Here is a 19,907-nt window from a genome sequence, read left to right on the forward strand (position 1 = left end):
GCCGTGACGGCGGCCATCCCGCTTTTCACTGGCTGAAAAACCCGGCCGGTCACGAAATCACCCCTTCCCAGCGGGCCGTTCGCGGACGTACAGTCGGCGCCGACGTTATTTCGGGTACCGGAACGTACGGGGACCAAAGTGACAACTCGCGACACCGAAACCTTCGACGAGCTGGGGCCGGACGCCTCCCTGGGCGAGGTCCTGCTCGCCCTCGGCGGGCGGCTGACCCGGCTCCAGACGGAACTGCTGGCCGGCCTCGAGCAGCCGCTCACCATCCGGCAGTACCGGATCCTGTCGCGGGTCGGGGCCGGGCACACGTCGCTCACGGCGCTGTGCAAGCTCGCGCACCGCAACCCGTCGACCATGTCCGAAAGCGTCGACAAGCTGGTCACCCAGGGATTCCTGTCCCGGCAGCCGTCGGCCAGGAGCCGGCGCACCATGCAGCTCGAGCTGACCGCCAAAGGGGTGGAGGCGCGGGACGCCGCGCGGCGCGCGCTCGACAAGTTCACCGCCGAGCTGACCGCGGGCCTCACCCCCGAGGTCCGCGCGGAGCTCCTGCCCGCGCTCTCCGGGCTCTACCACAGCGTCCAGGGCAACCTCGACGACCGGTAGCGGGCAAGACCCGAGGGGGGGTCCGCAGAGCGCACAACCGCTGGTCCATGCCACAGAGAGGTGGCCCGCCATGCCCCCGTCCCCCACCGCCGCGTCCCGCGCGGTGCTCGCCCGGCTCGACGAGTCGGCGTTCACCGCGCGGCACCTCAGAATCTACGTGACCGTCCTCTTGGGACACTTCCTGTGCGGGTTCGTCATCAACCTGACCGGGGTGGTCCTGCCGGGCGTCGTCAAGACGTTCCACCTCACCAGCGAATCGGCCGGGGTGTTCTCCTCGGTCCTGTTCGCCGGCATGCTCGTCGGCGCGGCCGTCGCCGGTACCGTGTCCGACCGGTTCGGCCGGAAGGTCCCGCTGGCCGTCACGATCATGGTCTACGCGCTGTTCTCGCTGGCCGCCGTGTTCGCGCCCAGCTTCGGCGCGCTCCTCACCTTCCGGGCGCTGCAAGGCATCGGGCTCGGCGCGGAGATCGCCGTGGCCCTGCCCTACATCGCGGAGTTCGTGCCGTCCCGCCACCGCGGGCCGCTCGTCACCGCGGCCACGGCCGCCTGGCTGATCGGCCTGCCGACGGCGGCCGCGGTCGGCACCGCCGTGGTGCCGGGGTGGGGCTGGCGAGCGATGTTCGCGATCGCCACCGTGCCGGTGCTCGTCGGCGCCGTCATGCTGGCCACACTGCCGGAGTCGGTGCGCTACCTGCTGCGCCGCGGCCGGCTCGCCGCCGGCACGGCGATCGTCGACACGCTCTGCCGCGGCACCGGCACGAGCACGCCCGCCGAGCACCCCGAGGCGCCCGAAACCCGGGGCACCGTGCGCACGCTCGTCGCCCGGCACTACCTCCGCTACACGATCGCCCTCTGGTTCATGGAGGTCTGCGCGGGAGCGTTCCTCTACGGGCTTTCGAGCTGGCTGCCCTCGATCCTCGAAAAACAAGGTGTGGGCCTGCTCAAGAGCTTCGGCTACACGGCGATCATCACCACGGCCGGCGTGGTCGGCGCACTCCTGGCCGGGCAGCTGATCAACCGGATCGGCCGCCGCGTGGTGCTCGGCGCCGGGTTCGTCCTCAGTGGACTGCTGTGCCTGCTCTGGGGCACGACGTCCGCGGCCGGCGCGGTGATCCTGCTCGGCTCGCTGGCGACGTTCTTCGGCAGCGGCCTCGCCGGCAGCACGCTCTTCGCCTACGCCAGTGAGCTCTACCCGACCGCGAGCCGCGCGACCGGGCTCGGCTGGGCCGCGGCGTGGCAGAAGGTCGGCGGGCTCGTCATGCCGGCGCTGGCCGGGTTCGTCCTGGCCATGCACACCTCGCAGTTCCTGTTCTTCCTGCTCTTCGGCGTCATCTCGGTCGTCGCCGGGATCGCCGCGCTGGTGGCGACCTTCGAGACCCGCGGCCGCACCGTCGAGCAGATCACCCGGGAGATCACCGGGGCACCGGTGGCGCCCGCGCCGACGATGGCCCGCTCCTGACCCACCCCGTGGAGGAAACCATGACGATCGACCACGCCCCGGCGCCCGCCGGTGCGGGCCTGTCCCCGGACGACCAGGCGGAGCTGCGGCTGCGGCACCGCAAGATCCGCGCCGCGATGGCCGAACAGGGCCTCGACGTCGTGCTCGCCTACGGCCCGGCCTGGCGGCGTGAGAACATCCGCTACTTCACCGACGTGACCCCGGCCGGCAGCGCCGCGCTCGTCGTCTTCCCGGCCGAGGGCGACCCCGTCGCCTTCTCGACGCGGCCGTCGGACCTCCCGGCGTTCACCGCGCAGGGCTGGGTCGGCGACGCCCGCCGCCTCGACCCGGCGGACCCCGCGGAGCTGGGCGTGGTGCTGAAGGAGCTGGCGCCGCGGCGCATCGGGATCGCGCTCCACGAGCTCGTGCCGCTCGTGCTCATGGAGACGATCCGCGCCGCGGCGCCGGGCGCCGAAGTCGTCTCGGCGACGAAGCTGCTCGACACCGCCCGGCTCGTGAAGAGCGAGTGGGAGCTGACCCGGATGCGGCGCAGCGCCGTCGTGTGCGCCGCTGGCTGGGAAGCGTTCGTCGACGTGCTGGAACCCGGGCTGCCGGAGTACCGGATCGTCGCCGAGGTCGAAGCGCGGGTGAAGAACCTCGGCGCCGAAGACAACTTCATGCTCATCGCGTCGGGCCGCGACGAGGTCCGCGGCATGACCCCACCCGGCGACCGGCGACTCGAAGCCGGGGACCTGGTGCGTACCGAGCTGACGCCCAAAATGGACGGTTACTGGCTGCAGATCTGCCGCTCCGCGGTGGTGGGCACGGCCGACGACGGGCAGCGCAAGTCGTTCGACCTCTTCAACGAAGCCGTCGAAGCGGGCATTTCCGTGGTGCGGCCGGGGATCACCGCGCACGAGGTCGCCGTGGCGCAGAACGACGTGTTCCGCAAGTACGGTTACGGCGAGTACTGCACGAGCGAGTACACCCGCGTACGCGGGCACGGCCACGGCCTGCACCTCGACGAGACGCCGATCATCGAGGGCAACCACACGGTGCTGCCCGAAAATTCGGTGTTCATCATCCACCCCAACACCTACACGCCGCTGGCCGGCTACCACGTGCTCGGCGACCCGGTGCGCGTGACCGCCGACGGCTGCGAAGTGCTGATCACGACCGAACGCAAGCTGTTCGAGACAGGAGACGTGGCGTGAAACGAGGGTTGCACGTACTCGATCCCGCGGAGGTGCCCGACCGGGAGTGGCACGACCGCGTGGCCGCGCTGCAGCGGGCCATGGCCGCCGAAGGCGTCGACGTCGCTCTCGTCTACGCCGACGTGTCGCGGTCGGACGACCTCGCCTACCTGACCAACCTGTGCCTCTACTGGAACGAGGGCGTGCTGGCGATCCCCGCCGAGGGGCCCGTCACGTTCCTGACGAAGCTTTCGCTGCGCGTGCAGAACTGGATGCGGCGCTCGTCGACGGTCACGGAGTTCGGTAGCGGCAAGAACTTCGCCGACCTCGTCGCGAAGTACCTGCTGGACCGGCCGACCGGCACCGTCGGCCTGGTCGACGCCGCGCTGTGGCCCGCCGACGTCGCCGAAGAGATCGTCGCCGCCGTGCCCGGTTGGCAGGTCCGCCGCCTCGGCGGGCTGGTGCGTGAACAGCGGCTGGTGCCGTCCGCGGCCGAGACCGAGCTGCTGCGGGCAGCAGGCCGGATCCTGGACGACGCCGCGGCGAAGGCGACGGTCGCGGGCAGCACCGCGGGCAGCCGCGTCGAGACCGTCGAACGCGCCCTGCGCGGCAACGGCTTTCTCGACCTGTACCCGCAATCTCTGTCCACTTCGGACGGCGTGACGTCGTTCGCCGTCACCGGCCAGTACCGGATGAACTGGGTGCACGCCAGCCGCGTCCTCGACGACGGCGGCTGGCCTGACGCCCTGAAGGAGGCCCTCGCGAGCGCGATCGCCGCGGCCAAGGCCGGCGCCACCGTCGGCGCTCTCGCCGAAGCCGCCGCCCCCGCGCTGGCGAAGCTGCCCGAAGGCGCGAAAGCCGAGGTCCGCTGGGTCAACCAGGCGGACCTGTCCACCGCGGGCGAATTCCGCGCCCAGGAGCCCGAAGCCGTGCTGGCCGACGGCGAGGCGGGCGCGGTGTCCGTGGAGGTCGCGTTCGCCGACGGCGGCACCGCGGCCGTGGCCGAAACCGTTCGCGTCACCGACGGCGAACCCGAACACCTGACAGGAGCACAACGGTGAGGATCCTTTCCAACGGCGACATCGAGCAGGTGCTCACCGCCGGCGAAACGCTCGACGCGCTCGAAACCGCGTACAAGGAACTGAACTCCGGCCAGGGCGCCAACCGGCCGCGCAACCACACGTACTTCCCGGTCGAGGACAGCCGCCACCCCGGCTTCCGCTTCCGGTTCAAGTCCCAGGAAGGCGGCAACGCCTCCAGCGGCGTGTGGGCACTGCGGATCACCTCCGACATCGCCGGCGTCGAGACGCTGCCGAGCGGCGTACAGCGGCGGCGGCTCATCCCGGCCGCGCCCGGCGGCCGGTACGTCGGGCTCGTCACGCTCTACAGCCTGACCACCCTCGAGCCGCTCGCCATCATGCACGACAGCTTCATCCAGAAGATGCGCGTCGGCGCCACTTCCGCGCTCGGCATCCGCGAACTGTCCAATCCGGACGCGACCGTCGCCGGCATGTTCGGCTCCGGCTGGCAGGCCGAAGCCCACCTCGAGTGCCTGCTCATGGTGCGGCCGGGCATCGAAGAAGTCCGCGTCTACAGCCCGACGGCCGAGCACCGCGAGGAGTTCGCGCGCGTGTGGAGCGAAAAGACCGGCCGCAAGATCGTGGCCGTCGACGAGCGGCGCGACGCGGTGGCGGGCTGCCACATCGTCACCTGCGCCACCGCGGCCATGGAGCCGTGCTTCGACGGCGCCTGGCTCGACCCCGGCACGCACGTCACGGCGATCACCTCGCCCGACGGCACGGCCACCCGCCGGGAGCTCGACGACACGACGTTCGACCGCGCGGCGCGGATCACCGTGCTCTCGCGCGAGCAGGTGCACCACGACAAGCAGTACGACATCCTCGGCCCCGTCGAGCGCGGCCTGCTGCAGTGGGACGACATCCGGGAGCTGGGCGACCTGCTGCTCGGTGACGCGCCCGGCCGCACCAGCCCCGACGACATCACCGTGTTCGCCAACAACACCGGCATGGGCATCCAGTTCGCGGCGGTGTGCGCGCGGGCGCTCGCCCTGGCCGAGCAGCGCGACCTGGGGAACACGGTGCCGACCGACTGGTTCCTCGAGGAGACCAGCCCCTGACCGGGACTTCGAACGGAGACGCAACCATGGGCAGCGCACATCGCGTCGGAGGCAAGGTCATCACCTTCGGCGAAAACGTGAACACCGACGTCATCATCCCCGGCCGCTACCTCGTGAGCATCGACCCGGCGGAACTCGCCGAGCACGCTTTCGAGCCGCTGGGGCCGGAGACGCAACACCGGCTGCGGGCCAGCGACGTCGTCGTCGCCGGGCGCAACTTCGGCTGCGGCAGCGCGCGGGAGCAGGCCGCCACGTGCCTGATCGGCGCCGGGGTCAAGGCGGTCGTCGCGGCCTCCTTCTCCCGCGTGTTCTTCCGCAACGCGATCAACACCGGGCTCGTCGCGGTCGAGTCGCCCGCCGCGGCGGAAGCGGCCGCCGACGGCGGCGAGCTGTGGGTCGACTACGACGCGGGCACGGTCGAAACGGGCGGGCAGACCTTCCCGTTCAGCCCGTACCCGCCGGTGCTGCGGGAGATCATGGCCGACGGCGGCCTGATCCCGCACCTGATGGCGAGCTTCGCAGCGGGAGGAACGAAATGACCGGCAAGACCTTCGCGCAGAAGGCGATCGAGCGCGCGTCCGCGGTGGCGGACCTCGCGCCCGGGCAGATCGTCGACGCGTACCCGGACCTGTACATGAGCCACACCGCGAGCTGGCGGTGCATCCGGACGCTGGAGAAGATGGGCGTCGAAAAGCTCTTCGACGTCGACCGCGTGGCGATGGTGATGGACCACCTCTCCCCCGCCATGAACGCGAAGACGGCCGCCGACCACGCGCTGTGCCGCGAGTTCGCGAAGAAGATGGGCGTGAAGAACTTCTTCGACGTCAACAGCGGGATCGCGCACATCGTCCTGATGGAGCACGGGCTCGTGCGGCCCGGGCAGTTCATCATCGGCACCGACTCGCACTCCACGATCTACGGCGCGCTGGGCGCCTTCGGCACCGGTGTCGGGTTCAGCGAGATCACCGCCGCGTGGGTCACCGGCAAGCTGTGGGTCAAGGTGCCCGAGTCGGTCCGCGTGGTCATCGACGGCGACCTCGCCCCCGGCGTGTACGCCAAGGACGTGATGCTCAAGCTCATCGGCGACCTCGGCGCCGACGGGCTGACCTACGATTCGGCCGAGTTCTCCGGCTCCTACGTCGAAGGCATGTCCGTGTCGGAACGCATGACGTTCTGCAACCTGGCCATGGAGATGGGCGCCAAGAACGCCTACGTAGCCCCGGACGCCACCACGCTCGCCTACCTCGACGAAGCCGGAGTGCCGCGCGACGAACTCGACATCCTGCTGCCGGACGAAGACGCGACCTACCGCGCCACGGTAACCCTCGACGGGCCGACGCTGGCGCCGCAGATCGCCGTGCCGCACACGGTCGACAACGTCGTCGGCGTCGGCGACGTCGCCGGGACCAAGCTCGACCAGGTGTTCATCGGCTCGTGCGCCAACGCCAAGTACGACGACCTCGTGATCGCGGCCGACGTGCTCGCCGACCACCGGGTCGCGCCGGGCCTGCGGCTGATCGTGACCCCGGCGTCGGCGAAGATCATGGCGAGGGCCGCGGAGAACGGGGTGCTGACGAAGCTCATCGACGCGGGCGCGATGATCACGAACCCGGGCTGCGGGGCGTGCGCGGGCAACGGCGGCGCGATGGCCGACGGCGAAACCACGCTGTCGACGGCCAACCGCAACTTCCAGGGCCGCATGGGCAGCTACGACGCGAAGATCTTCCTGTCGAGCCCGGCGACGGCCGCGGCCTCGGCGATCCGCGGGGTCATCACCGACCCCCGGGAGATCGTGGCGACGGCGGTGGTCGCGTGAACCTCGTCGAGAAGATCCTCGCCCGCGCGAGCGGCCGCGAGTCGGTGGCGCCCGGCGAGATCGTCGTCGCGAAGGTCGACCGGCTGATCATGCACGACCTGTCCGGGTACTTGACGTCGCAGGTGTACGAGAAGCGGGTCAACGTGCCCATCCCGGACCCCGAGCGGGCCGTCATGGTGTTCGACCACCACTTCGCCCCGCCCACCGAGCAGCAGGCGAACGTGCTGCGGCACAACCGGGAATGGGCCCGCAAGCACGGCCTCACGCTGTACGACTGCGGCAACGGCAACCTGCACCACGCGGTCGTCCGGAAAGGACACATCAAACCCGGCATGATCGTGGTCGGCTCCGACAGCCACACGCCCGTGCACGGGACGCTGGGCGCGCTCGCCGTGGCGCTCGGCAACGACTCGCACGCCGGAACCGTGCTGCCGTACGGAAAAGCCTGGTTCAAGGTGCCCGAGACGACCCGGGTCCACCTCGAAGGCACGCCGAAGCCGGGCGTGACGCCGCGCGATGTCGCGCTGTGGCTCGTCGGCCGCATCGGCGAGGGCGAGCTGAACTACCGGGCCGTCGAGTTCGGCGGGCCGTACGTGCGCGAACTGTCCTTTTGGGACCGTTGGCTGTTCCCGTTGCTGTGCGTGGACCTCGGGGCGAAGTGCAGCTTCGTCGAGCCGGACGAGGTGACCGAGGCGTTCGTGCGGACGCTGCCGGGCGAGGGACCGGACCTGCTGGTACGCGGCGACGGCGAAGAGGCGGCGCAGGTGCTGCGCTTCGACGTCGGCGCGGTCGACCCGCAGGTCGCGTGCCCGCCGACCGTCGGCAACGTCAAGCCGGTCACGGAGGTCGCGGGCACGCCGATCCAGTACGCGGAGCTGGGCGGCCACGGCGGCGGCCGGCTCGAGGACTTCCGCGCGGCGGCCGAAGTGCTGGCGGGGCACCGGGTCCACCCGGACGTGCGATTCCACCTCGTGCCGTCCAGCCGCGAGGTGTTCGCGGAGGCGGCGAAAGAAGGGCTCGTGCTCGCGTTGCACGAGGCGGGGGCGACGTGGTTCCCGCCGAGCACGGGCTCGAACCAGGCGTACAACATGGGCGCGCTGGCCTCGGACGAGGCGATGATTTCGACGCACGCCCGCAACTTCCCCGGCCGCAACGGGAGTCCCGACGCGTCGATGTACCTGGCGTCGTCGGAGACCGTCGCCGCGTCGGCCGTGGCGGGCGTCATCGCAGGGAGGACCGCGTGAAGTTCGAAGGCCGCTGCTGGCGGTTCGGGGACAACATCCCGACCGACCGGCTCGTGAAGACGCAGTACGTGTTCGAACCGATGGACGTGCTGGTGCGGCACGTGCTGGAGGACCTCAACCCGGAGTTCCCGAAGAAGGTGCAGCCGGGCGACATCGTGTTCGCGGGCAAGCACTTCGGTCAGTCGTCGGGGCGGGCGATCGCCACGAAGGCGTTGCAGGCCACCGGGATCGGCTGCGTGGTGGCGGAGACGTTCGCGCGGACGTTCTACCGCAACTGCTTCGAGATCGGCTTGCCGGCACTGGAGATCGGGCTCAACCCCGACCTCGCGGCCGACGGCGACCGGGTGCGGGTGGACCTCACCCGCGGCGAGTTCACGAACCTCACCACGGGCACGAGCGTGCGCGGCGCGGCGGCCGACCCGTTCCTGGTCGAGATGCTCGACGCGGGAGGGTTGATCGCCTTCGCGAAGAACCGGCCGGAGGTGTTCCAGTAGGACGGTTTTGAAGAACGGAGTCCCCGCCGGTCAGCCCGTCGTCAGGCGCAGGGTGGCGATCCCGCGCATGTCGAGCGTGGCGCCGGTGGGGGCTTCGGCGTACCGCAGCAGCACCTGGTCGCAGCCGGGGCACCGCGCGATGTAGCCCATCGGGGCGCCGTACACCGCCGCCGCGGCGAGGCGGTCGGACCGGCCGCAGCCGGCGCAGACCGCCGTCGCGCTCGTGACGTCGGCGGTGAACACGCTGCTCAGCGGGCCCGCCAGGACGTTCCCGTCGAGGTGTGCGTCCGTCATTTCACCCTCCGCTCGCTCCGAACCGCTCCGCGCGCACGCGGCCGGGATCGTGCCCGGCGTCGACCAGCAACCCGGTGACCGTCTCGACGAACGGCGTCGGCCCGCACACGTAACAGGTCGGCGCGTCGTCCGCGGGCAGCCCGTACGCCTTCAGGTCGGCCGCGTCGATCCGGTGCGGCGCGCGCTCGACGCCGTCCGGTGCTTCCCGCGTGTACAGCACGACCGTCTCCGGGCCGCCCAGCTCGTCGGCGAAGCAGACGTCGGCCGGGGTCCGGACCGAGTAGAGCAGCCGGAACGCCGAGCGGGCCCGCACCATCGCCATCAGCGGGGCGACCCCCGAGCCGCCACCGATCAGCAGCACCGGCTCCGGCTGCTCGGGCCGCCACACGAACCAGCCGCCGAGCGGCCCGAGCACCTCGACGACGTCGCCGACCTCGATGTCCCGCACGAGGTACGGCGATACTTCCCCGTCGGGAACGAGTTGCACGGTCACCTCGATGAACTCGCCCTCGGCGGGTGCGGACAGCGAGTAGCTCCGCTGCGCGGTGTAGCCGTCCTCGGCGGTGAGCCGGATGTCGACGTGCTGCCCGGCGAGGTGGCCCGGCCAGTCCGGCACGGCGAACCGGAGGGTGCGCGCGGTGGCCGTCTCGTCGCGGGTCTCGACGAGCCGGGCGGTCCGGCGGCGGTGGCCTAGTCGCCGTCGTAGCGTTGTTCCTGCCACGGGTCTCCGTAGTTGTGGTAGCCGAGCTGTTCCCAGAACCCGGGCTCGTCGTCGGGCAGCAGCTCCAGGCCGCTGACCCACTTGGCGGACTTCCAGAAGTACAGGTGCGGCACGAGCAGCCGCGCGGGCCCGCCGTGCACCGGTTCGAGGGGCTCGCCGTCGAACTCGTACGCGATCCACGCCTTGCCGTCGAGCAGGTCTTCCAGCGGGAGGTTCGTGGTGTAGCCGCCGGAACTGTGCACCATCGCGTAGTCGGCGGCGGTCTCGACGTCGGCCAGCAGCACGTCGAGCGACACGCCACGCCAGGTCGTGCCGAGCTTCGACCAGCGGGTCACGCAGTGGATGTCGACCGTCGGTTCCTCGGCGGGCAGCGCCATCAGGTCGGCCCAGCTCCACGACGTCCGCACGCCGGCTTCCGTGGTGACCGTGAACGACCAGTCGTCGGCGGTCACCGGCGGGGTCGGGCCCGCCGAGAGGACGGGGAAGTCGTCGGTCAGGTACTGACCCGGCGGGAGGTCGGCGTCGCGCTCGCGCCGCCCCTGGAACCCCCGGCTGAACACGGCCAAGGCACTCCCCTCTCGTCGGGCGCCCACCTTAACCCGCTGCCGGCCCGCCAGGGGTGTCAGCCTGATTTATAGTTCGACCGTGGCGAGGCACTCCGCGGTCCACCTGGCGAACCTGGACCTCAACCTGATGGTGGTCCTCCGCGAGCTGCTCGGCGAGCGGAACGTCACCCGCGCGGCGGCCCGGCTCGGGGTCACGCAGCCCGCGGCCAGTGCCGCGCTCGCCCGGTTGCGGCGGCACTTCGGCGACGAGCTGCTCGTGCGGTCCGGGAACGGTTACGTGCTGTCCGCGCTGGCCACGCAGCTGGCCGACCAGGTCGAAGCGGTGTGCGCCGGCGCGGAACGGCTCTTCGGCACCGGGCACGACTTCGACCCCGGCGCGTCCGCCCGCGAGTTCACGCTGGTCATGGCGGACTACACGATCGAGGTACTGGGGTCACGGCTGTCCGCCTTGCTCGCCGACCAGGCACCGGACGTCCGGCTGCACGTCCGGCTGGTCCGGGAGGCCTTCGCCAGCGACATCACCGACACGATCCGGCTGATCGACGGGATGGTCGCGCCCCCGGTCAGCCGGTTCGAGCTGCCCGACGTGCGGTCCGTCGCGTTGTTCACCGACCGCTGGGTCTGCGTCGTCGACGCGGCGAACCCGGCCGTGCGGGGCGACGAGCTCAGCCTCGAGCAGCTCGCCGCGCTGCCGTGGGTCGCGCCGTTCCAGCCGGACCGCGGGTTCCCGCCCGCCGCCCCGATGGGCCGCCAGCTCGCGCTCTTCGGCATCCAGCCGCGCATCCGGGTCCGCGTCGAGAGCTACCAGGCCGTGCCCCACTTCGTCGCGGGCACCGACCGCGTCGCGCTGCTGCAGGAACGCCTCGCCACGCGCGTCGCCGACCGGCTCGGCCTGCGGATCCTGCCGTGTCCCGGCGATCCGGAGCCGATCGTCGAACGGTTCTGGTGGCACTTCGGCCACGACGGCGACCCGGCCCACCGCTGGTTCCGGACCGTGCTGACCGACCTCGCGCGGCAGGTATAACTCGCGCTGATACTCCCGCAGCGCGATTCTCTATTTCCGGGGGCGCGGGCGCCCGACCTAGCGTGTGAGCCATGCCGCACCCCCTCACCGAGCTGAAGGTCCGCACCGTCCGCAAGCCCGCCGGCTCCGCCGCCCACCAGGTCTCCGCCGACGTCTGCGTCGTCGGTGCCGGGATCGCCGGGCTGTCCGCGGCCGTCGAGTCCGCCCGGCTCGGCCGCGACGTCGTGCTCGTCGACGCGCTGCCGGTACTCGGCGGCCAGATGGTCAATTCCCTGATCGGGTTGTTCTGCGGGGTCTTCGGCAACGCGCCGGAGTACCGCCAGCTGACGCACGGGATCTTCGACGACATCTTCCGCGACCTGGGCGCCACGGGCGACCTGTTCCGCCAGCGGCGGCACACGCTCACCGTCGGCTACGACGAAGTGGTGCTCGGCCGGTGGGTCGAAGACACCGTGCGCGAGCACGGCATCCGGGTGATCACCGGCGCGGCGATCACCGGCGTCGTCCGGAGCGGCGACCGCGTCGAGTCGGTCACCTTCGCCACCCGCTACGGCGCCGTGGACGTCGACGCCACCGGGTTCGTCGACGCGAGCGGCGACGCTTCCCTGATCTGGGAAGCAGGTTTGCCGTGCCGCCTGCCGGAGCGCGAGATCTACGGCTCGCAGCAGCTCGTCGTCGAGCACGTCGCCGAAGAAGCCGCGCCCGAGCCGGACGAGCTGGCCGAGCGCGTCGGTGCGAAAGCCGCCGAGTACGGCCTGCGCCGTCATGACGGGCTCGCCTTCCACTTCCCCGGCCGGGGAACGGCGGTGCTCAACATGACGCACATCGAGGCGCCGCTCGAGCCGATCGCCGCGGCCCGAGCCCAGCTCGAAGGCAAGGCCCAGGCCGACCGGGTGGTGACGTTCCTGCGCGCGGAGTTTCCCGAAGCGTTCGGGACCATCCGCGTCCGGGCCTACGGGCTGCCCGGCCGGCGGCAAACCCGCTGGGCGCAGGGAGTTCACCAGCTGACCATCGACGAGGTGCGCGCCGGCACCCGCTTCCCCGACGCCGTCGCGCGCACCGCCTGGCCGGTGGAACTGCACGACAGCCCCGAAGGCTACGTGTGGGAGACGTTCGGGCCCGACCACGTGCACTACGTCCCGCTGCGTTCGATGACTCCCCCGGACGTCCACAACGTCCTGGTCGCCGGCCGGTGTATCGACGGCGACGCGGCCGCGCTGTCGAGCGTGCGCGTCATGGGCCCGTGCGGGGCGATGGGCATGGCCGCCGCGCACGCGCTGGACCTGGCCGGGAAGGACAGCGTGCACGACGTCGACCACGGCGAGCTCGCCACCCGTCTGGTCCGCAACCTCGAGTCCTGAACGGAGGAAAGTCATGGTCCGCAGCGACTTCCCGCCCGGCACGGTCCGCTGGGCCACCCGGCGCGCCCAGTGGCGGGCACTCGGGCTCACCGACGAAGACCTCCGCAAGCCGAAGATCGCGGTCGTCAACTCCTCGTCGGACCTGGCGATCTGCTTCAGCCACCTCGACCCGATCGCGGCCAGGATCAAGCAGGGGATCGCCGCCGCGGGCGGGCTGGCGTTCGAGGTGCGCACCACCGCGCCGAGCGACTTCATCCACTCTGCCGGGCACGGCGGCGGGTACATCCTCTCGGCGCGCGACCTCATCGTGAACGACATCGAGGTCGGCGTCGAGGGTGCGCAGCTGGACGGGATGGTGTGCCTGGCCAGCTGCGACAAGACCGCGCCGGCCCAGCTGATGGCCGCCGGGCGGCTGAATCTCCCGACCCTGCTCCTCGCCTGCGGCTACCAGCCCAGCGGCTGCTTCCGCGGCGGTCACTGCGACATCGAGGACGTCTTCCTCCACGCCTGCGGTACGTCCACTGTGGACGAACTCGCCGAGATGAGCGACAGCGCCGTCGGCGGCCCCGGCGTGTGCCCGGGCATGGGCACGGCCAACTCGATGCACGTCGTCGCCGAAGCACTCGGCATGGCGCTGCCGGGCACCACCCCCGTCGCGGCGAACTCGCCGTCGATGTGGGCCGCGGCCGACGCCGCCGCGACACGCGTCGTGGAGATGGTGGCCGAGGACTTGCGCCCGCGCCGCATCATGACGGCGGCCGCGTTCCGCAACGCCGTCCGCGTCGCCCTGGCGGTGGGCGCCTCGATCAACACGATCAAGCACCTCCAGGCGGTGGCCGAAGAGTCCGATGTGGACGTCGACGTTCTCGGCCTGTACGCCGAGCTCGGCCGGGACACCCCGGTCGTGTCGGCGGTCCGGCCGAACGGGCCGTACCTCATCGAGCAGTTCGAGGCCGCGGGCGGCGCGCGAGCGGTGCTGAAACAGCTCGGCGACCTGATCGACCCGACACCGATGACGGTCAGCGGCTCCGCAGTGGGCGACAACCTGTCCTCGGCCGAAGTCGCGGACCCCGAAGTCATCCGCCCGGCCGACCGTCCCTTCGCGACAGAGCCGCTGATCGTGGTCCTGCGCGGGTCACTCACTCCCGAGGGCGGCATCGTCAAGCTCGCGGTCGGCGACGAGCGCCCGGCCGCGTTCACCGGCCCGGCCCGCTGCTTCGAGAACCAGGAGGCCGCGGTCGCCGCCCTGGCGGACGGCGGCATCACCGCCGGCGACGTCGTGGTCGTCCGCGGGCTCGGGCCGCGCGGCCGGCCCGGCATGGGGATGGCGTCGCAGATCGTCTTCGCCCTCGACCGCGCCGGGCTCACCGGCGAAGTCGCGGTGGTCACCGACGGCCAGCTGTCCGGGCTCGTCAACCGCGGCATCGTCGTCGGCGAGGTCCGCCCCGAAGCCGCCGACGGCGGTCCCCTGTCCCTCGTCCGCGACGGCGACACCGTCCACATCGACCTGCCCGGGCGGGTGTGCGAACTGCGCGTCGACCCGGCCGAACTCGGGGCGAGGCAGCCGGTGCCCGCCGAAGACCACCACGAAACCGGCTGGCTGTCGGTCTACCGGCGCACCGTGCGCCCCCTCGGCCACGGCGCCGTGCTCCGCCCCTAGCGCGGAGGCGGAGCTTTCACGTGAAAGCTCCGCCTCCGCGCTAGGGGCGGAGCACGGCGCCGTGGCCGAGGGGGCGCACGGTGCGCCGGTAGACCGACAGCCAGCCGGTTTCGTGGTGGTCTTCGGCGGGCACCGGCTGCCTCGCCCCGAGTTCGGCCGGGTCGACGCGCAGTTCGCACACCCGCCCGGGCAGGTCGATGTGGACGGTGTCGCCGTCGCGGACGAGGGACAGGGNCGTCATCACCGAGGCCGACGAACGGCGCTCCGCCCGCGGTGGCGCGTTCTCGATGTTCGTCGACAGCTTCGACGTCTATCTCCCGGCGCTCGTGCTGCCGGCCGCCATGGCGTACTTCATGCCCGCGAACCTGTCGCCGACGATCCGCGCGACCTTCACCACGCTGCTGTTCACGGTCGGGCTGCTGGCGCGGCCGATCGGCAGCGTGATCTTCGGCAACCTGTCCGACCGGATCGGGCGCAAGCCCGTCACCATGATCAGCGGCTGGGGCTTCACGATCGTCACCCTGCTGATCGGCCTGCTGCCCGGCTTCGCGACCTGGAACTACGGCGCGATCGCCGTGTTCGCCGTGCTGCGGCTGATCGGCGGGATCTTCCTCGCCGGCGGGTATGCCGCTCCGATGCCGCTCGCGCTGGAACAGGCGAAACCCGCGCGGCGCGGCCGGGTCGGCGGGCTCATCGGCGTCGGCGCGCCCGGCTCGTTCCTGGTGATCAACCTGCTCCTGCTCGGCCTGCTCGACGTGCTGCCCCACGGCGGTTTCCTGGCCTGGGGCTGGCGGATCCCGTTCTTCCTCGGGTTCGTGCTCGGCCTGGTGTACCTGTGGCACTACCGCGGCGTGAAGGAGGACGACTCGGTGTTCCGGCGGCGCCGCACGGGACGGCAGCCGGTCGCGGAGCTGTTCACCACCCACCGCGCGCTGTTCTTCAGCGTCTTCCTGTTCACCTGCGGGTACTGGTTCGCCACCCAGATGTCGGTGTCGTTCCTGCCGACCCTGCTGGTGCAGGTGCTGGACCAGAGCCCGCGGCTGTCGTCCACGGTGGAGATCATCAGTTCCGTCCTGACGATCGTGCTGATCCTGGTGCTCGCCGCGGTCGGCCAGCGGATCGGCCGGCGCGCGCTGCTGATGCGCTGGGCGCTCGTGCTCACGTTCGTGGTGGGCGGCGCGTTCGCGGTGCTCGCGGTGGCCGGCCGGGCCGGGGCGCCCGCGTGGCTGATCGGGCTGATCGCCGTGGTGGCGAAGGTCCTGCCGTCCGCGCCGCTCGGCGTCATCCTCGTGTACCTCAACGAGCGGTTCCCGGCGTCCGTGCGGGCGAGCGGGTACGGCATCGGCTACATGTTCGGGCTGATCCTGCCCGGGCTCTACACCTTCTGGCTGCTGGCGCTCAGCTCGATCATGCCCTACGAGTTCACGCCGATCGCGCTGATCGTCTTCGGCGGCCTGCTGATGTTCGAGGCCGTGCGCCGGGGCCCGGAGACCAACGGCGTCGCCGATCCGGTCCCGGCGGTCTCCCGGCAGGAGGTCGCGCGGTGATCCTCACCGACGACGAGAAGGCGATGCGCGACGGCGCCGACGGGCCGGCCGTGGCGGCGGCCATGGACCTGCTCGTCCGCTACGGCGAGGCCCTGGGCGCGGAACACCTGTGCGACACCCGCAACGTCGCCGGGACGAGCACCCAGCCGTCGCCGGTGAAGGCGAAGCTGGTGGCCGAAGGCGGCTGGAACAAGGCGTTCGCGGTGCTCAACCTCGACTGCGACGACGTCGTCGAGATCCCCGACATGCGAGTGCCGACGTGCCAGCTGCAGCAGGGCTTCGGCCCGGACTCGGTCGGCACCGTGCCCTACCCGAAGGAGTTCGTCGAGCTGCAGAGCGACGCCGAAGCGTTCTACGGGCGGCGCGGGGTGAACATCCTCGCCACCTGCACGCCGTACCAGGTCGGCAACCTGCCGGTCCGCGGCGAGCACTGCGCGTGGATGGAGTCCTCCGCGGTCGTGTACGCCAACTCCGTGCTCGGCGCCCGGACCAACTGCGAAGGCGGGACTTCGACCGGCGCGGCGTCGCTGACCGGGAAGATCCCGTGCTGGGGCAACCACCTGCCCGAGAACCGCTTCGGCACGCACCTCGTCGAAGTCGACGCGGGCGTCCGCGACTTCATGGACTGGGGCATGCTCGGCTACTTCGCGGGCGGGCTGGTCCAGGACGAGCGCCCGGTGGTCACCGGCGCGTACCCGCGTCCCGACCTCGTCGACCTCAAGCACTTCGGCGCGGCCGCCGCGTCTTCCGGCGGCGTCGAGCTGTACCACCTGCCGGGAATCACGCCGGAGGCGCCGACGGTCGAAGCCGCCTTCCGCAGCCGCCCGCCCGCCGCCGTCCACTATGGACTTCGGGAACGGCGCGAGGTCTACGAGACGCTGAACGACCAGGGCCGCTCGACCGACGTCGACTTCGTGCTGCTGGGCTGCCCGCACGCATCGATCGACCAGATCCGCGCCGCCGCCCGCGCCCTGGACGGCAAGCGGCTGCACTCGGGCACGCAGCTGTGGATCATGGCGCCTCGGGCGCTCAAGGCGGTCGCGGACCGCAGCGGCTACACGGCCGTGATCGAGGCCGCGGGCGGGCGGCTGCTCGCCGACTCGTGCCCGGCGATGTCCCGCGTCGCCCCGCCGGGCACCCGCGTGTTCGCCACCGACTCGGCGAAGCAGGCGCACTACCTGCCCGCGATCCTCGGGATCGAGGCGTGGTTCGGTTCCCTGGAGGACTGCGTGGACGCCGCCGTCACCGGGCGCTGGCGAGGTGACCTGCGGTGACGATCCTGCACGGGCGGACGATCGTCCCCGGTGTCGTCGAGGGCGAAGCGCTGGTGTCCCACGAGACGATCTCGGGCTGGGGCGGCATCGACCCGGCCACCGGCACGATCATCGAGCGCCGCCACGAACTGCACGGCGTGTGCTTCACCGGGAAGATCCTCGTCTTCCCGGGCGCGAAGGGGTCGTCCGGCTGGTCGGGGTTCTTCCAGTCGACCCGCCTGCTCGGCACCGCGCCGCTGGGCATGATCTTCACGGTGGTGACGACCAAGGTGGCACTCGGCGCGGTGGTGACCCGGGTGCCCGCGCTGAGCGACTTCGACCGCGACCCGGTCGAGCTGATCCACACCGGCGACCGGCTCCGCCTCGACGCCGGCCAGGGGTTCGTGGAGATCGTCGAGCGGGCCGCGGCACAGCGGACGCCCTCGGCGCTCAGGACCTGAAGGCGAACGCGTTGTCGCGCGCCCAATCGGCGAAGGTGCGGGCGGGCCGGCCCAGGAGGTCTTCCACCGTTGTGGTTGTCGGACCCGGACGATCGCTGTAGTCGGCCAGGGAACCGAGCAGGCGGGCCGGGACTTCCTCGGGCAGTCCCTGCGCGAGCATCCCGGCGCGCACCTGCTCCGGCGGAAGCTCCCGGAACGACAGCGTCCGGCCGACGGCCTCGCCGATCAACCGCACCTTCTCCCCTTGGTCCAGGGACTGCGGCCCGGTCAGGGTGTGGACCGCCCCGGCCCCGCTCCGGAGGGCGCGCACGGCCACCTCGGCGATGTCGGCCTCGTGGATCGGCGAGGTGGCAGCCTTGGCATACGCGCCGCGGACCACGTCGCCCGCCTTGAGCTGCGGTGCCCAGGCCAGCGAATTGGCGGCGAAGTCGGCCAGGCGCAGGACCGTCCACTCCAGACCGGACTGGACGACGAGGTCCTCGGCGAGCTTGAACTGGGCGGCGAAGCGCGCCTCCCCCGCCGGGAACTCCACCGTGGTGGCCGACAGCAGCACCACGCGCCGCACGCCCTGCCCGGCCGCCAGTTTCAGCAGCTCGCCCAGGCCGGGACCCGTTGCGCGCGGACTGATCTGGATCGCCTCGAACCCTTCCAGGTCAAGCCACTGTGGACGGAACAGGTCTCCATTGAGGACTCTCGCGCCGTCGGGAAACTCCGGCTTGCCGAGGCCGCGAGTGACCGCGGCGACGGCAGCGCCTTCGCGCAGGAGCAGGTTCACGACCTGGCGTCCGACGACGCCGTTGGCTCCGGTGATCAGCATCATGATGGTCTCTCCTCAGCTCGACGGGTCACGCGGAAACCGCGACGGGCACCGGATCGATGTGCCGGCGACGCACCGGCACCATCGACGTCGGGTGGGCGACGCTCCACGCCGCGGCCCGGCAGATCATCTCCTTGATCCGCGCGGCCGTCCGGCCGGTCACCGCCGACGGCTTGGGCCGGTCGTCCGGCGTCACCCACTGCACGATCGCGTCGCGGCGGCCGAGGCTGATGCACTGCCCGGTGTAGCCGATCTTGTTCTCCGGCAGCCCGCCCCCGGTCAGGCGGGCGGCGATCGCGTCCGCCGCCTGGTAGGCCGTCGGGACCCCCGAGGCGCAGGACATCCGCAGCGGCGCGCCGCTCGCGCCCGGGGCGAACGCGGCGTCCCCGACCGCGTAGACGTCCGCGTGCGAGACCGACCGCATCGTTTCGTCGACGACGATCTGGCCCGTCGCGGAAACTTCCAGCGTCGAAGCCGCGGCGATGGGGTGCACGGCGAACCCGGCCGTCCAGACCGTCACCCGCGCCGGGAGCACGCGGCCGTCCGCGGTCACCGCGCCGTCCGCCTCGACACCCGCGATGTCCGTGTGCTCGTGCACGGTGATCCCGAGCCGGTCGAACGCCTTGCGCAGGTGGCGCTGGGCCTTCTCGCTCAGCCAGTCGCCGAGGCCGCCGCGGGCGGCGAGGGCGACCTCGAGGTCCGGGCGGGCTTCGGCGATCTCGGTGACGGCTTCGATCCCCGTGAGACCACCGCCGACGACGAGCACCGCTTCGCCCGCGGCAAGGCCGGCCAGCCGCGCCCGCAGCCGCAGCGCCTGCTGTTTGCCCGCGACGAAGTGGGCGTGCTCGGCGACGCCGGGCACGCCGCAGTCGGCGGCCGCGCTGCCGAGGGCGTAGACGAGCGTGTCGTAGGCGATCTCGCCGGCGTCGGCGAGGGCGACGGTCTTGCGGTCGACGTCCACGGCGGTCACCCGCGCGATCCGGACCTGCACGCCCGTGCCCGCGAAGAGGTCGGTCAGGGCGCGGGGCCGCGGGTCCTGGCCGGTCGCGAGCTGGTGCAGGCGGACGCGCTCGACGAACTCGGGGTCGGCGTTGACGAGCGTGATCTCGGTGTCGGCGGGGTGCAGCCGCTTGGCCAGGCGCCCGGCCGCGTTGGCTCCGGCGTACCCGGCCCCGAGAACGACGATGCGGTGCTTCATGGCTTCCCTCATTCCTGTCCGGCTGGTGTGTCGCTCCCTGAACCGGGCAGCGGCGCGAAACCTGACAGCAG

Annotated in this window: 21 protein-coding genes; 15 read left to right on the forward strand and 6 right to left on the reverse strand. The window is 71.7% G+C overall.

What is annotated here, in order from left to right; all coding sequences use genetic code 11:
• Positions 1-138: 138 nt before the first annotated feature.
• The 9 genes from ABFJ78_RS19955 (at position 139) to ABFJ78_RS19995 (ending at position 8,934) form a co-directional block, all read left to right on the forward strand.
• Positions 139-612, forward strand: a complete 474-nt coding sequence (locus tag ABFJ78_RS19955) for a MarR family winged helix-turn-helix transcriptional regulator (protein WP_436387873.1) — start codon at positions 139-141, stop codon at positions 610-612.
• 70 nt (positions 613-682) lie between these two features.
• The gene (locus ABFJ78_RS19960; protein WP_436387874.1) at positions 683-2,071 is read left to right on the forward strand and encodes an MFS transporter; all 1,389 of its coding nucleotides are present in this window, start codon (positions 683-685) and stop codon (positions 2,069-2,071) included.
• Positions 2,072-2,091: 20 nt separating this feature from the next.
• Positions 2,092-3,264 carry a M24 family metallopeptidase gene (locus tag ABFJ78_RS19965; protein WP_436387875.1) on the forward strand — a complete coding sequence of 391 codons (1,173 nt, stop codon included), beginning with the start codon at positions 2,092-2,094 and terminating at the stop codon, positions 3,262-3,264.
• Positions 3,261-4,304 carry an aminopeptidase P family N-terminal domain-containing protein gene (locus ABFJ78_RS19970; protein ID WP_436387876.1) on the forward strand — a complete coding sequence of 348 codons (1,044 nt, stop codon included), beginning with the start codon at positions 3,261-3,263 and terminating at the stop codon, positions 4,302-4,304. The genes ABFJ78_RS19965 and ABFJ78_RS19970 overlap by 4 nt, the downstream gene beginning before the upstream one ends.
• Positions 4,301-5,380, forward strand: a complete 1,080-nt coding sequence (locus ABFJ78_RS19975; RefSeq protein WP_436387877.1) for an ornithine cyclodeaminase family protein — start codon at positions 4,301-4,303, stop codon at positions 5,378-5,380. Before ABFJ78_RS19970 ends, ABFJ78_RS19975 begins: the two co-directional genes overlap by 4 nt.
• Positions 5,381-5,406: 26 nt before the next feature.
• Positions 5,407-5,919, forward strand: a complete 513-nt coding sequence (locus ABFJ78_RS19980) for a 3-isopropylmalate dehydratase (RefSeq protein ID WP_436387878.1) — start codon at positions 5,407-5,409, stop codon at positions 5,917-5,919.
• Positions 5,916-7,196, forward strand: coding sequence for an aconitase/3-isopropylmalate dehydratase large subunit family protein (locus tag ABFJ78_RS19985; protein WP_436387879.1), 1,281 nt, complete (start codon positions 5,916-5,918; stop codon positions 7,194-7,196). Before ABFJ78_RS19980 ends, ABFJ78_RS19985 begins: the two co-directional genes overlap by 4 nt.
• A complete protein-coding gene (locus ABFJ78_RS19990; protein WP_436387880.1) occupies positions 7,193-8,440 on the forward strand; it encodes a 3-isopropylmalate dehydratase large subunit in 1,248 nt (415 codons plus the stop codon). Before ABFJ78_RS19985 ends, ABFJ78_RS19990 begins: the two co-directional genes overlap by 4 nt.
• The gene (locus tag ABFJ78_RS19995) at positions 8,437-8,934 is read left to right on the forward strand and encodes a 3-isopropylmalate dehydratase (RefSeq protein ID WP_436387881.1); all 498 of its coding nucleotides are present in this window, start codon (positions 8,437-8,439) and stop codon (positions 8,932-8,934) included. The genes ABFJ78_RS19990 and ABFJ78_RS19995 overlap by 4 nt, the downstream gene beginning before the upstream one ends.
• A 30-nt stretch (positions 8,935-8,964) precedes the next feature.
• Here the strand turns inward: ABFJ78_RS19995 and ABFJ78_RS20000 are convergent, their stop codons facing one another.
• The 3 genes from ABFJ78_RS20000 to ABFJ78_RS20010 are packed head-to-tail and all read right to left on the reverse strand — an operon-like array spanning position 8,965 to position 10,515.
• The gene (locus ABFJ78_RS20000) at positions 8,965-9,228 is read right to left on the reverse strand and encodes a DUF6510 family protein (protein ID WP_436387882.1); all 264 of its coding nucleotides are present in this window, start codon (positions 9,226-9,228) and stop codon (positions 8,965-8,967) included.
• A 1-nt stretch (position 9,229) separates the two neighbouring features.
• On the reverse strand, positions 9,230-9,949 hold the full coding sequence (locus ABFJ78_RS20005) for a ferredoxin reductase (RefSeq protein ID WP_436387883.1): 720 nt from the start codon (positions 9,947-9,949) through the stop codon (positions 9,230-9,232).
• Positions 9,919-10,515 (reverse strand): sulfite oxidase-like oxidoreductase, encoded by a 597-nt coding sequence (locus ABFJ78_RS20010; protein WP_436387884.1) that lies wholly within the window; start codon positions 10,513-10,515, stop codon positions 9,919-9,921. Before ABFJ78_RS20010 ends, ABFJ78_RS20005 begins: the two co-directional genes overlap by 31 nt.
• Before the next feature lie 79 nt (positions 10,516-10,594).
• On the opposite strand from ABFJ78_RS20010, the gene ABFJ78_RS20015 reads away from it, so the two are divergent.
• The 3 genes from ABFJ78_RS20015 (at position 10,595) to ABFJ78_RS20025 (ending at position 14,560) form a co-directional block, all read left to right on the forward strand.
• On the forward strand, positions 10,595-11,539 hold the full coding sequence (locus tag ABFJ78_RS20015) for a LysR substrate-binding domain-containing protein (protein ID WP_436387885.1): 945 nt from the start codon (positions 10,595-10,597) through the stop codon (positions 11,537-11,539).
• Between the two features lie 71 nt (positions 11,540-11,610).
• On the forward strand, positions 11,611-12,900 hold the full coding sequence (locus tag ABFJ78_RS20020) for an FAD-dependent oxidoreductase (RefSeq protein WP_436387886.1): 1,290 nt from the start codon (positions 11,611-11,613) through the stop codon (positions 12,898-12,900).
• A gap of 13 nt (positions 12,901-12,913) precedes the next feature.
• On the forward strand, positions 12,914-14,560 hold the full coding sequence (locus tag ABFJ78_RS20025) for a dihydroxy-acid dehydratase (RefSeq protein WP_436387887.1): 1,647 nt from the start codon (positions 12,914-12,916) through the stop codon (positions 14,558-14,560).
• A 40-nt stretch (positions 14,561-14,600) separates the two neighbouring features.
• On the opposite strand, the gene ABFJ78_RS20030 is transcribed toward ABFJ78_RS20025, so the two are convergent.
• Entirely contained in the window at positions 14,601-14,801 is a 201-nt protein-coding gene (locus tag ABFJ78_RS20030) for a hypothetical protein (protein ID WP_436387888.1), read from the reverse strand.
• Positions 14,802-14,847: 46 nt separating this feature from the next.
• Here ABFJ78_RS20030 and ABFJ78_RS20035 point away from each other — a divergent pair, with 46 nt between their 5' ends.
• The 3 genes from ABFJ78_RS20035 to ABFJ78_RS20045 are packed head-to-tail and all read left to right on the forward strand — an operon-like array spanning position 14,848 to position 17,821.
• Positions 14,848-16,107 (forward strand): MFS transporter, encoded by a 1,260-nt coding sequence (locus ABFJ78_RS20035; RefSeq protein WP_436387889.1) that lies wholly within the window; start codon positions 14,848-14,850, stop codon positions 16,105-16,107.
• Positions 16,104-17,381 carry an aconitase X gene (locus ABFJ78_RS20040; protein ID WP_436387890.1) on the forward strand — a complete coding sequence of 426 codons (1,278 nt, stop codon included), beginning with the start codon at positions 16,104-16,106 and terminating at the stop codon, positions 17,379-17,381. The genes ABFJ78_RS20035 and ABFJ78_RS20040 overlap by 4 nt, the downstream gene beginning before the upstream one ends.
• Positions 17,378-17,821: an aconitase X swivel domain-containing protein gene (locus tag ABFJ78_RS20045; protein WP_436387891.1), complete on the forward strand. Its 444-nt coding sequence runs from the start codon at positions 17,378-17,380 to the stop codon at positions 17,819-17,821. Before ABFJ78_RS20040 ends, ABFJ78_RS20045 begins: the two co-directional genes overlap by 4 nt.
• Here the strand turns inward: ABFJ78_RS20045 and ABFJ78_RS20050 are convergent.
• Positions 17,811-18,641 (reverse strand): NAD(P)H-binding protein, encoded by an 831-nt coding sequence (locus tag ABFJ78_RS20050; protein WP_436387892.1) that lies wholly within the window; start codon positions 18,639-18,641, stop codon positions 17,811-17,813. The two genes, ABFJ78_RS20045 and ABFJ78_RS20050, sit on opposite strands and share 11 nt — an antisense overlap.
• 25 nt (positions 18,642-18,666) lie before the next feature.
• Complete coding sequence (locus ABFJ78_RS20055; RefSeq protein WP_436387893.1) at positions 18,667-19,836, reverse strand: NAD(P)/FAD-dependent oxidoreductase; 1,170 nt, start codon at positions 19,834-19,836, stop codon at positions 18,667-18,669.
• Positions 19,837-19,907 lie beyond the last annotated feature (71 nt).

The organism is Amycolatopsis sp. MEPSY49 (assembly GCF_051337345.1).
GTDB lineage: Bacteria > Actinomycetota > Actinomycetes > Mycobacteriales > Pseudonocardiaceae > Amycolatopsis.

Bases quoted from the DNA above. Each gene is read 5' to 3' on its own strand.
- ABFJ78_RS19960 (WP_436387874.1), top strand. From the start codon at position 683: ATGCCCCCGTCCCCCACCGCCGCGTCCCGCGCGGTGCTCGCCCGGCTC.
- ABFJ78_RS20035 (WP_436387889.1), top strand. From the start codon at position 14,848: ATGTTCGTCGACAGCTTCGACGTCTATCTCCCGGCGCTCGTGCTGCCG.
- ABFJ78_RS20020 (WP_436387886.1), top strand. From the start codon at position 11,611: ATGCCGCACCCCCTCACCGAGCTGAAGGTCCGCACCGTCCGCAAGCCC.
- ABFJ78_RS19965 (WP_436387875.1), top strand. From the start codon at position 2,092: ATGACGATCGACCACGCCCCGGCGCCCGCCGGTGCGGGCCTGTCCCCG.
- ABFJ78_RS20055 (WP_436387893.1), bottom strand. From the start codon at position 19,836: ATGAAGCACCGCATCGTCGTTCTCGGGGCCGGGTACGCCGGAGCCAAC.
- ABFJ78_RS20050 (WP_436387892.1), bottom strand. From the start codon at position 18,641: ATGATGCTGATCACCGGAGCCAACGGCGTCGTCGGACGCCAGGTCGTG.
- ABFJ78_RS20025 (WP_436387887.1), top strand. From the start codon at position 12,914: ATGGTCCGCAGCGACTTCCCGCCCGGCACGGTCCGCTGGGCCACCCGG.
- ABFJ78_RS20000 (WP_436387882.1), bottom strand. From the start codon at position 9,228: ATGACGGACGCACACCTCGACGGGAACGTCCTGGCGGGCCCGCTGAGC.
- ABFJ78_RS19985 (WP_436387879.1), top strand. From the start codon at position 5,916: ATGACCGGCAAGACCTTCGCGCAGAAGGCGATCGAGCGCGCGTCCGCG.
- ABFJ78_RS19980 (WP_436387878.1), top strand. From the start codon at position 5,407: ATGGGCAGCGCACATCGCGTCGGAGGCAAGGTCATCACCTTCGGCGAA.